The sequence below is a fragment of the Pedobacter sp. genome (assembly GCF_039594775.1).
GTDB lineage: Bacteria > Bacteroidota > Bacteroidia > Sphingobacteriales > Sphingobacteriaceae > Pedobacter.
On sequence record NZ_JBCNMT010000007.1, the window covers coordinates 22,143 to 34,119 of the forward strand.

Here is an 11,977-nt window from a genome sequence, read left to right on the forward strand (position 1 = left end):
AATAGTTCTTTTTTTTAAAAATGGATTTTTATTGCCACAGATGCACAGATGTTTTTCTCTCCGATATCGAAATTCTCCTCTTTTATAAGGAAGTCCGGCGGCGGGATATAATAGCGCTTTGCTAATGAATAATATCTGTGCATCTGTGGCATATTTCGCATCTTTGCCAAATGGACAAAGCCCAGCTGATTGCACAATCCTATCCATTTGCACCTACAAAAGAACAATTGCTATTTTGCGAGCATGCGGCTAGCTTTTTAAGCCGGTCCAATGCAGAAGCTTGCTTTGTGCTAAAAGGCTATGCAGGAACAGGTAAAACCACTTCGGTTGCTGCGCTGGTAAAGGCATTGCCAAAGTTTGGCTTAAGGTCTATACTGCTGGCACCAACAGGTAGGGCCGCTAAGGTGATGAGCAACTATACGGGACAGAAAGCATTGACCATCCATAAAAAAATCTACCGTAAAAAAGCGGCAATGGATATGGATTTGGTTTTCCAACTGGCTCCTAATTTAGCACAAAATACGGTTTTCATTGTAGATGAAGCCTCCATGATTGCCGATGAATGGAATGCACAGCGAGGTTCGTCATTTTTAGGCGATTTGTTAGAGTTTGTTTTTCAGCCATCACCAGAAGGCAAGTCTAAAAACTGTTTCTTGTTGTTTGTTGGTGATACCGCCCAGCTTCCTCCAGTAGGTAGCATAGACAGTCCAGCTTTAAATCCAGCATACATCAGTAGCAACTTTCATCTCGAGGTAACCGCTGTTGAACTAACAGAAGTAGTTAGGCAGGAAAAGAAATCGGGTATTTTGGCCAATGCCACCATGCTCAGGAAATTGGTGAACACTTACGATGACCAACCCAAATGGCCAAAATTCATTACCAAAGGTTATAAGGATATTTTTAGGATGACAGGCCTAAAATTTGTGGAAGGCTTGGAATATGCTTACAGTAAATATGGTCTTGAAAATGCTTTGGTGGTATGCAGGTCAAATAAATCGGCCAATATCTATAACAACCAAATTAGATCACGTTTGCTCTATAGGGACGATGAATTGAGTGGGGGGGACTATATCATGGTGGTGCGAAACAATTACTTTTGGTTGCCTGATGATAATGAAACTGCCTTTATTGCCAATGGCGATATGGCCAAGGTGATCAGGGTACGTAGGGAAGAGGAAAGATATGGGTTTCGCTTTGCGGAGGTACAATTGGAGTTGGTAGATTTTCCTGACATGGGTGCAATTACCTGTAAAGTGTTGTTGGATACCCTGCAGATTGAAAGTGCGAACTTACCTTACGAAGCGAGCAAGAAGCTGTACGAAGGATTGTTGTTGGATTACGAACACATTACCAATAAAAAAGAACGCTTGCAGGCCATTAAACAAGACCCTTATTATAATGCGTTACAAATCAAATTTGCTTATGCGGTTACTTGCCACAAGGCACAGGGCGGGCAATGGGATGCGGTTTTTGTAGATCAAGGTTTTTTAACGGAAGACATGATTGATCTTGATTTTATGCGCTGGTTATACACGGCGGTTACAAGAGCAAAACGAGAACTTTTCTTGGTGAACTTTGGCAAAGATTTGTTTGCAGGCAAAGTAGAAGATGAAGACTACTAAACCAGTGGCAGTTGAATAGTAAAGGTCGTTCCTTCGTTTTCAACGCTGTTTACCAAAAGCTCACCCTGATGTTGCTCAATAATTTTGTGCGAGATATGTAGCCCCAGTCCGATAGATTTTTCCCCTTGAAGGCCTTTTCTACCTGCTTTGGAGAATTGTTCGAAAATATGTGACTGTAGCTCGGAAGGTATGCCGATGCCATTGTCTTTCACCTTTATAAAGGCTTTGTTTTTCACGTTGCTAGCTAGTACATTAATTTCCTTGTCGACGCTCGAGAACTTAAGTGCATTACTAATAAGATTATCAATTACTCGTTCCAACTTTGAGGCATTGGCACTCAATCTCAAATGCTCGTTTCCTTTGCTGAAAACAATCTTTCTGTCGGTGTTGGTTTCCCATTTGCTAACGATTTTTTGCAGATAGGGATTTAGTTCAAAGGTTTCTTTTTGCAGTTCGGGCTGACTGGTTCTTACTGCTTCTATTAAATCGTTGATAATATTTTTGGCCTGTAAAGCTGAGTTGTAAATCATTTTGGTTTCCCCTTGGTCCCCTTTTTCAAATAGCATCATTTGGCTAAGTGCTTCAATATTATTTAATGGAGCCCTTAAATCATGGGCCACAAAGGAGAGGATTTCACCTTTCTGATTATTTAAATGGGCTATTTCGATGTTCTTTTCTTCCAATTCTTTAATCTGTACGAAATGCGATGATTTAAAGTAATAACTATATCTCGAAAAACTCAGCAATACCATTCCAAGTATAATGCCCGCCATAAAATTCACAATCTTTTGCTGATTGGCGAGATGTGAAAACTGTGTGGCAGCGAAATATAAGGCGACAATATAAATCACCAAAAGCTTCATATACTTATATTCAATGGCGAAAAAAAGGCTGGCTGCTACAATCCCCACTAGAAATACAAATAGTGTATTCTTAGTATTGTGCAATGAAATGATATAGCTGATGTTAAAAGCAGAGGTAAGGAAAAATGCTACAAAAGCAAGTACGATTATTTTTTTATAAAGAAGAGGTAGCTGTTTGTTTTTTGCATAAATGCTAATACACAAAAATATAACAGAGAAAGTCAACTGAAACCAGTTGTTTAGTGAAAGGTCATCATAGCCCTGTATTTCCATAGCATCTTGATGGAAAACAATGGCTAATGTTCGGGAAATTGTACCGAGAATTAAGATGATCGAGCTAATGATCTTTACAAAATTCAGATTGCTATCTGCAGCGTATTCATCAAAAGCTTTTAAAAATTTAGAAGGTGTTCGGTATGTTAAAAAGTGTAGCAAGTTATTTGTCTGGTTAAACAAAAGTAACAAAGCTTTTACTTATTGTGAAACAAAAATGTGAAAACAGGTAAATACACTTAGATCCCGAAGCGGGTACGCAAACTTTCGCTGTTTGACCTGCTGGAACTAACTTTCGATTGGTTATTCATCACAAAAATTAAGGCGCCATTAAATCCTCTTCTGATTTCGTTAATGTAATTGGTGTTGATGATGTCGCTGCGGTGAATACGGATAAAATCTTCTGGTAATTTAGCTTCCAAGGTCGAAAGCGTATAGTCTGTGAGGTGTTTTTTACCGTCAATCGTATATAGGAATACGTATTTTTCCTCCGCCTGTATATGGATAATATCGTCTATTTTGATAAGCAGAATTCTATCCCCAAGTTTTACGGTAAGCGTTTTTTGAACGGTTTTGCCTTTAATTTGCTGTAAAAGGTCCTCAAGTGCCAACACAGGTTTGGCCAAATTGGTCTGTTTTAGCTTATGGATGGTTTTGTCTAATCGTTCCAGCTCAATGGGTTTAAGCAGGTAATCAATTGAACCCTCATCAAATGCCTTAATCGCATATTGATCATAAGCAGTTGTAAAAACCACTTTAGGCTGATGTTCACCAAGTTTTGCCAACATTTCAAAACCATTCAAAACCGGCATCTCTATATCCAAAAATATTAAGTCAGGTTCATGTTGATTAATCAATTCAAGCCCTTCTGATCCATTTTCGGCCTCGGCAATAATTTCAACTTCTTGATAATTGCCTAGCAGCCTTTTCAGTCTTTGTCTGGCCAGTTGTTCATCTTCAATAATAATGGTTTTCCAATTCATGCGCTTAAAGGGATGGAGATTTTGATTTGTTTTTGAGGTTGGTTAATTAATTCGATTTCATGTTCGTTGGGATAGAGCAAAGCTAATTTATCGAATGTGCTTTGCAGCCCATATCCAGCAACCAGTTCATCAGGGAAGGGGATGCCGTTATCTGTCACTAAGATTTGTAGCTTACTGTTTTTGGGAGCTACCTTAACCTCAAGTAAGCCATTTTCAAAGGTGTCTTTTAAGCCGTGCTTCAGAGCATTTTCCACTAATGGCTGTAATAAAAACCTGGGAAAGTCTATAGAAGCAATACTTTCATCAATTTCAATATTAAAATTAATTCTGCTCCCAAACCTTACCTTTTCAATGGACAGATAAGTGTTCAAAATATCTATTTCCTCTTTTAACGTACAATAATTCTGTTGTTGGGAGTTAATACTGTACCTAAACAGCTTAGAAAGTTTAATGGTCATGTCTTCTGCTTTGTCGGGGTCTTCATGAATTAAACTGGTAATGGCGTTTAGTGCATTATATAAAAAATGAGGATTGATTTTAGACTGCAGGGCTTGCAATTCTGCTTGGGCTTTAAGCTGATTACTCCTAATGAGGTCTGCATCCTTCGCCTTTAGTGCATTTTCCGCATTACGTTGCTGTAAATGGTAAAGCAACATAATAGTACCTACAATAAAAACAATTAACGAAATAGATTTGTAATCTTGAACATGACTAAAAGGTTCATAGGAAAAATTATAGAATATGGAAATGATCAGATAACATACTTCGATACCTATCAACATGCCTAATAGGTTACAGGTATAATAAAGTAGAATAAGCTGCCAAAAGCGCCGGGTAAATTTTTGACTATATTTTTGAAAGGTAGAAAAGATGTTTGAAATGGCTAGACTAATAAATACACTAAAGAGAATATTAAAGAAAGTTTGCCTGATAAATATGCCATTTTTGCTAACCATCGCAATCAAAAGGCTAATGCATACGCCCACAATAATACCTATAACAGTATATTTAATATTGTGTTTAACAAGTTTGTTTTCGAAGAATTTCTTTAACGTTAAGGCCATTTGAACACAGGTAAAAATACAATAACAAAACAAAAAGTAGTGATGAATATGTTGTAAATATGCGCAGACTAGCTCAACTCCAATACAGAAATGCGATGGGTTGCATGAAATAGAAGTTCAGCAGTCGTGTTAGCTTGATAACTGGTAATTGATTAAACCTTATTTTTGTACTTGCATGAAAAAAAAGCATAAGTTTTATATCGTTGAAGAGGATGCGATCAAAGTGCCACGCTTTGAGGAAAGTGCTGGTTTTTATACCACCAAGCAGCGTAGTAAAACTATGGCCAAAATTAAAGGGAGCAATAGCAAGCCCGAATTAATGCTCAGGAAAGCACTTTGGAAGGAGAACATTCGTTATCGTATTCATCGTAAGGATTTGCCGGGTCGACCGGATTTGGTGATAGAGAAGTATCAGTTGGCCATTTTTATCGATGGTGATTTTTGGCATGGCTATCAGTGGCAGCAGCGAAAACCTAAAACTAACCTACAATTTTGGGTGCCTAAAATAGAGCGTAATATGCAGCGAGATAGATTTGTAAACTATGCGCTTCAATCTTTAGGCTATGTGGTGATGCGTTTTTGGGAGCATGAAATTAAACAACATTTAGGTGCAAGCATTAATCAAATAAAACTCTATATTGAGGCCGCAAAAAAGGGAAGGATACCAGAGAATTACGAAAAGTAGGGGAGCACACCATTCCTAAGCGGCCAAACAACAAACTAACCAAATTACTAGCTAAGCAAAAAATTACTACATTTGTCTATGCTTTCTAAAAAGACTAAGTATGCCATTAAAGCGCTCGTTGCGCTAGGTAAAAATATGAACCAACCTCCCATGCAAATTTCAAAAATTGCAGAGGAGGAGCACATCCCAAAGAAATTTTTAGAGCAGATTTTGTTGGACTTGCGCAATGCGGGCTTTCTTTACAGTAAAAAAGGAGCTGGTGGTGGCTATAGTCTCAATAAAAATCCAGAAGATATTTACTTGGTGCAAATCTTACGTTTAACCGATGGTCCAGTGGCCATGTTGCCTTGCGCCAGCTTGAACTTTTATCACAAATGCGATGAATGTACCGATGAGGTAACTTGTGGCATTAGAAGTGCTTTCATTGATGTAAGAGATGCAACCCTTAAAATCCTTGGTGAAACGAGCATCGCAGACATTATCGGTAGGGAAGACAAGCTTAAGCTAGAAATCTAATTGTTGTATTTTGGTTAATCGGTTATTTGTTTAACTGGTTAATTGTTTTCCCGCAGATTGTAATAGTTGTTTCGTTGGTTGGTTTGTTAGGTGTTTAGTTTCTTAACCAATACCGTTCCTATTACGTCATTTCGACCGTAGCGGAGAAATCTTTTAAGGTTGCTTTATGTTTCCCGCAGATTACTCTGATTTCCTCGCAGATTTTTATTAGAACACGATGTCCTTATCTTCTTAAATCAGAGGTTTAGTAGATTATGTATGTCTGCGAAAATCCGCGGGAGGTTTTTTTTATTATTTCTTTACCACGGATTACGCTGATTTCCCCGCAGATTTTATAATAAGGCCCACTCTTTTCAATAGATTTTCCTCATTTTTCCATCCAATAATCATTCCTTAGAAACTGTCATCTATTTCTATGAATTTGAAAAAACTTTAAAAATAATTACTACTATTTCTATATACTTTATATATTTGCCAGATGAAATCGATATTTATATGTTGTTCCATGCCAAAATTAATCATGAACTATTGCGATAGAGCAAGGTAAGGGAGAACTATATATATGATTTTAAAGATATAAACATAGATGCTTCTCCTACAAGAGAGGCATTTTTTGAATAAAAGCACAACAAACAACCAATGCAAAGTTTTAGAACAGAACTTGAAAATCCAATCATAGAGCAGGATATTATTGATCTTGAACGTAAGATTAGAGCCTTCCGTGATGGTACCATACACGAAGAAAAATTTAGAAGCCTTCGTTTGGCTCGAGGTGTTTACGGTCAGCGCCAGCCGGGAGTACAAATGGTACGTATCAAATTGCCCTTTGGTAAGGTAACTTTTAAGCAACTGTTGCGCATTGCGGATATTGCCGATGAATATGGCAGTGGTAATTTACATCTAACTACCCGTCAGGATATCCAAATACATTATGTAAGTTTAGACAGAACTCCAGAGCTTTGGGCTAAACTAGAACAGGACGACATTACCTTGCGCGAAGCTTGTGGAAATACGGTTCGTAATGTTACTTCATCGCCCAATTCGGGAATTGACCCAGACGAACCTTTCGATGTTTCTCCATATGCTCATGCGGTATTCTCCTATTTTCTGCGTAATCCAATTTGCCAGGAAATGGGTAGGAAGATTAAAATTTCTTTCTCTTCGAGCGATAAAGATACTGCCTATAGTTATATCCACGATTTAGGTTTTATCCCTAAAATCAATGAAAAAGGAGAGCGTGGCTTTAAAGTCATGTTTGCAGGAGGTTTGGGTGCGCAGCCATTTTTAGCTAGTCCAGTTCATGAATTTTTACATGAAGACCAATTGATTCCTTATACAGAAGCCGTGTTACGTGTGTTCGACAGATATGGCGAACGTAACAACCGCAACAAAGCCCGTTTGAAATATTTAGTTCAAAAACTTGGTTTGGAAGAGGTATTACGTTTAGTAGAGGAAGAGAAAATTGCCAATAAAGTAAAAACGTTTAAGGTAGATGTTACGGCGGTTCCTCAACCTGAACCACAAGCCCAACAGGATTATGCAGCAGTGGCGATTGAAAATGAGCAACATTACCAGCACTGGTTGGCTACCAACGTGATTGAACAAAAGCAACAAGGTTTTTATGGTGTATACGTTAAAGTAACCATCGGCGATATTAAAACAGATAAAGCTAGGGCTTTTGTAGAAGCTGTTAAGCCTTTTGTAGCTGACGAAATTAGAATTACGCAAAACCAAGGCTTGTTACTGAAATTTGTGAGAAAAGAGGCTTTGCCATCACTATATGTAGCGTTAAACCAAATTGGTTTTACAGCACTAGGTTTTGATAGCTTGGCCGATATTACTACTTGTCCAGGAACAGATACCTGTAATTTGGGCATTTCAAATAGCATGACCTTAGCGGAAGTTTTGGAAGACGTGATTTACCACGATTTCCCTGAGCTGATTTACGAAAAGAACATTAATATCAAAATCAGTGGATGTATGAACTCTTGCGGTCAGCATGGTTTGGCCGAAATTGGTTTCCACGGAAGTTCTTTAAAAGCCGAAGGTAAAGTGGTACCTGCCGTGCAAGTCATGCTGGGTGGTGGTACGGTAGGAAACGGCTATGGTAGAGTCGCAGAACGCGTGATTAAAGTACCTTCTAAACGTGCTACAAGTGTGTTGAACTATTTGCTTAACGATTTTAAAGAAAATAACCAGGAAGGAGAAACTTTCCATCAATATTACGATAGACAAGGAAAGGATTATTTCTATCAGCTATTGAAACCTTTGGCAGATTTAACAGCGCTAAAAACAGAAGAGTTTGTGGATTGGGGACATGAAGAAACTTTTGTTACCGCAATTGGAGTAGGTGAATGTGCTGGCGTAGTGATTGATCTGGTAGCCACTTTATTATTGGAGGCTGATGAGAAATTTGGTTGGGCCACTGCTTCATTAAACAATGGTGCTTACGCCGATGCCATTTATCATACTTATGCTTCGATGGTGAGTGCAGCAAAATCACTACTACTTGATAAGAGCGTAAATAGCAGCACCCAAGCAGGGGTAATTAGAGAATTTGATAATCATTATGTAGAAACTGGAGAGTTCAATTTCGGACAAAGCTTTTCGGATTTAGTTTTACAAATCAACAAAAATGAGCCTTCAGAAGAATTTGCAAGGATTTACCATGAACAAGCTGCGCAGTTTTTAAATGATATTAAAACAAAGAGAACCGCAGAATTAGCTAATTAAACTGATGGAATTTTCTAAATGCCCATTCACTAATTCAAAATTCAATCATTCAAAATTGTAAAAAATGAACAAACATATAGAATCTAAGATAACCTTATTAGGGGCCGGTCCTGGCGACCCAGATTTGTTAACTTTGAAGGGAGTAAAAGCATTACAGGCTGCTGATGTAGTATTATATGATGCCTTGACCAACGAAGCATTGTTGGAGCATGCACCGAAAGACGCCATTAAGGTATATGTAGGTAAACGCTCGGGAGAACACTCTCACTCGCAAGACGCTATTAACAGGTTAATGATTGATTATGCACTGAACTACGGTCACGTTGTGAGGTTAAAAGGTGGTGACCCTTTTGTATTTGGCCGTGGTTACGAAGAGCTAGATTTTGCAGCTTCTTATAGCATTCCCGTATCAGTTATTCCAGGTATTTCTAGTTCAATTGGCGTACCAGGATTGCAGCAAATACCCGTAACTCACCGTGGTTTGAGCGAAAGCTTTTGGGTAATTACAGGGACTACTACCAGTGGACAAATTTCTGAAGATATTTATCAGGCAGCGCAATCCAACGCTACGGTAGTGATTTTAATGGGCTTGAAGCAACTACCAAAAATTGCTGAGATTTTTAAAGCCGCAGGAAAAAGTCAATTGCCTGCTGCGGTGGTGCAAAATGGTTCTGCCGAAAATGAAAAGCTGGTTATCAGTACGGTGCAAAATATTGTAGCTAGAGTTAATGAAGAGAAAATTGAGGCTCCTGCCTTGTTGATTTTCGGAGAGGTTGTATCCTTACACCTGTCCTTTAAAAATGTAATCAAACAATATGCAGCCATCTCCTAGTCAAAAAACAGTAGCAGAAGTATTGCCTAACGAAAACGGTAATCAGCTTTTTCCGGTATTTATTAAGCTGAATGAGCTGCGTACTTTATTGGTTGGTGCTGGTGAGGTGGGCCTGGAAAAGCTAAACGCCATTGTGAACAATAGTGAAGAAGCGAAGGTGACCGTGATTGCGCAAGAGATTAATGCGGCTGTTTTCGAAATTGCGGCGAAAAAGCCAAACGTAAAAATTAAGCAAAAGGCTTTTACTGCTGATGATTTGGAGGACGTAGATATTGTGTTTGCCGCTACCAACGATAATACTTTCAATACTGAGCTAAGAAGTTTGGCCCATGAAAAAGGTTTGCTCATTAATGTAGCAGATAAACCCGAACTATGTGACTTTTACCTAGGTTCCATTGTAAAAAAAGGCGATTTGAAGATTGCTATTTCTACCAATGGTAAATCGCCAACCATGGCCAAAAGGTTGAAAGAAGTATTGGACAATGCTATTCCGCAGGAGATAGACCATTCTATTGGGCAGCTTAATCAAATTAGGCATAACCTTAATGGAGACATTAAACACAAAGTAAAAGTGTTGAACGGTATTACAGCCACTTTTTTAGAAAAGGAAAATAAATTCAATACCAAAAAAATCATCATTTGGTCGCTGTCGGTGATTGCGCTGATGGTAGTTGGACATATCTTCTTGTCCTTTATTCCATTTGCGAAATTGGGAGACGTGGCTGTTGGTTTGGCCGATCAAGTGGATAGTACCATTCTTTATTTTATTTTAGGTGGCTTTTTAGCGCAATTGGTTGATGGGGCATTAGGAATGGCCTATGGCGTAAGCGCTACTACTTTCCTGCTTTCTTTTGGGGTAACACCTGCAGCGGCAAGCGCTAGTGTGCATGCCTCGGAGATTTTTACCAGTGGCGTTTCTGGTTTAATGCACCTGCGTTTCGGTAACGTACGTACCAAATTATTTAAGAAACTATTGTTGCCCGGTATTATTGGCGCTATTGCAGGAGCCTATATTCTATCATCTTTAGAAAATTATGGCCATATTATCAAACCTATTGTATCTGCCTATACCTTATTTTTGGGAATCAAGATTTTATTGAAAGCTATCGCCAAGCATAAGAAAACCAAACCGTTGAAAAAAATTGGTCCTTTGGCTTTTATTGGTGCATTTTTGGACTCGATAGGTGGCGGTGGTTGGGGACCCATTGTAACTTCAACCTTAATTGCTAGAGGTGGACACCCTCGTTATACCATTGGTTCTGTAAACCTTACCGAATTTTTTGTGACATTGGCCAGTTCGTTAACCTTTATCATGATGATTGGTTTAACCCATTGGCAAATTATTTTGGGCTTAATTTTGGGTGGTTGTATAGCGGCACCATTTGGGGCATTACTTACCAAACGTTTAAATGCCAAAACCATCATGATTATGGTGGGCATTATCGTCATCATTACCAGTTTAAGAACCATTTTTTTATTATTAAGTAAGTGATGATTAGAACATTGAAGAAAGAATTGGAGGGCTTGGATGTTGTTGCTAAACTCGAATATCTGTCCCAAAAATATAAAGATAAAATTGTGTTTTCTACCAGCTTTGGTTGGGAAGACCAAGTAATTACAAACCTGATATTTTCCAATAAAATTCCGATTAAGGTATTCACTTTGGAAACAGGGAGGCTTTTTCCAGAAACGTATTACGTGTGGAACAGAACGCTTGAAATTTATCAGCAGCCTATTCATGCCTATTTTCCGAAGAGTGATTTGTTACAGGATATGGTGGCAGCAAAAGGCCCTAATAGCTTTTACGAATCTGTAGAAAACAGAAAAGAATGTTGTTATATTAGGAAAATTGAACCTTTGAAAAGAGCCTTGGCTGGAAATGAGCTGTGGATCACAGGCATTAGAGCCGACCAAAGTGTCAACCGAGAGGGAATGGAGGATGTTGAGTGGGATGAGGGAAATCAGTTGCTGAAGTTTCACCCGATTTTTGATTGGACACTGGAAGACGTGAAAGCTTACGTGAAAGAGCATAACATTGTGTACAATACTTTGCATGATAAGGGTTTCCCGAGCATTGGCTGTGCTCCTTGTACCCGAGCCGTTAGGGAAGGAGAGGATTTTAGGGCTGGCCGTTGGTGGTGGGAAGACCAAAGCAAGAAGGAATGCGGTTTGCATGCTAGTTAGGAATTAGGTACTAGTGGTCAGGAATTAGTGATGGTTGAAAAGTTGGAAGGTTGTAAAGTTGAAAAGTTTTGCTTCCGTTCCAAAGCATTTTTCTCTCCCTTTTAGGGGAGAGATGCCGGCAGGCAGAGAGGGGTTAAATACCAGCACAAACCCAACAAAAATAAACCCGATAGTAGTGGAAAGTTTGCCAGGCTGAGCTTGCCGAAAGCCAAACTTGAAACG

Annotated in this window: 10 protein-coding genes; 7 read left to right on the top strand and 3 right to left on the bottom strand. The window is 38.8% G+C overall.

Translation table 11 applies throughout. The features are described from left to right. Window positions 1-170 precede the first annotated feature (170 nt). Window positions 171-1,622, top strand: coding sequence for an AAA family ATPase (locus tag ABDV71_RS15700; protein WP_343534204.1), 1,452 nt, complete (start codon window positions 171-173; stop codon window positions 1,620-1,622). On the opposite strand, the gene ABDV71_RS15705 is transcribed toward ABDV71_RS15700, so the two are convergent. The 3 genes from ABDV71_RS15705 to ABDV71_RS15715 form a co-directional block, all read right to left on the bottom strand. Then, window positions 1,619-2,920, bottom strand: a complete 1,302-nt coding sequence (locus ABDV71_RS15705; protein ID WP_343534205.1) for a HAMP domain-containing sensor histidine kinase — start codon at window positions 2,918-2,920, stop codon at window positions 1,619-1,621. The two genes, ABDV71_RS15700 and ABDV71_RS15705, sit on opposite strands and share 4 nt — an antisense overlap. A gap of 77 nt (window positions 2,921-2,997) precedes the next feature. Further along, a complete protein-coding gene (locus tag ABDV71_RS15710; RefSeq protein ID WP_343534206.1) occupies window positions 2,998-3,741 on the bottom strand; it encodes a LytTR family transcriptional regulator DNA-binding domain-containing protein in 744 nt (247 codons plus the stop codon). Then, a complete protein-coding gene (locus ABDV71_RS15715; protein WP_343534208.1) occupies window positions 3,738-4,805 on the bottom strand; it encodes a histidine kinase in 1,068 nt (355 codons plus the stop codon). The genes ABDV71_RS15710 and ABDV71_RS15715 overlap by 4 nt, the downstream gene beginning before the upstream one ends. 175 nt (window positions 4,806-4,980) lie before the next feature. Between ABDV71_RS15715 and ABDV71_RS15720 the strand changes: the two genes are divergently transcribed. From ABDV71_RS15720 to ABDV71_RS15745, 6 genes are all read left to right on the top strand, one after another. Beyond that, window positions 4,981-5,490 (top strand): very short patch repair endonuclease, encoded by a 510-nt coding sequence (locus tag ABDV71_RS15720; protein WP_343534210.1) that lies wholly within the window; start codon window positions 4,981-4,983, stop codon window positions 5,488-5,490. Window positions 5,491-5,568: 78 nt separating this feature from the next. Beyond that, on the top strand, window positions 5,569-6,006 hold the full coding sequence (locus ABDV71_RS15725) for an Rrf2 family transcriptional regulator (RefSeq protein WP_343534212.1): 438 nt from the start codon (window positions 5,569-5,571) through the stop codon (window positions 6,004-6,006). 639 nt (window positions 6,007-6,645) lie between these two features. After that, a complete protein-coding gene (locus ABDV71_RS15730) occupies window positions 6,646-8,739 on the top strand; it encodes a nitrite reductase (RefSeq protein WP_343534214.1) in 2,094 nt (697 codons plus the stop codon). A gap of 64 nt (window positions 8,740-8,803) precedes the next feature. Beyond that, window positions 8,804-9,571: a uroporphyrinogen-III C-methyltransferase gene (gene cobA / locus ABDV71_RS15735; RefSeq protein ID WP_343534216.1), complete on the top strand. Its 768-nt coding sequence runs from the start codon at window positions 8,804-8,806 to the stop codon at window positions 9,569-9,571. After that, window positions 9,555-11,063: a TSUP family transporter gene (locus tag ABDV71_RS15740; protein WP_343534219.1), complete on the top strand. Its 1,509-nt coding sequence runs from the start codon at window positions 9,555-9,557 to the stop codon at window positions 11,061-11,063. Before cobA ends, ABDV71_RS15740 begins: the two co-directional genes overlap by 17 nt. Beyond that, window positions 11,063-11,755, top strand: a complete 693-nt coding sequence (locus ABDV71_RS15745) for a phosphoadenylyl-sulfate reductase (protein ID WP_343534221.1) — start codon at window positions 11,063-11,065, stop codon at window positions 11,753-11,755. The genes ABDV71_RS15740 and ABDV71_RS15745 overlap by 1 nt, the downstream gene beginning before the upstream one ends. Window positions 11,756-11,977: the final 222 nt, after the last annotated feature.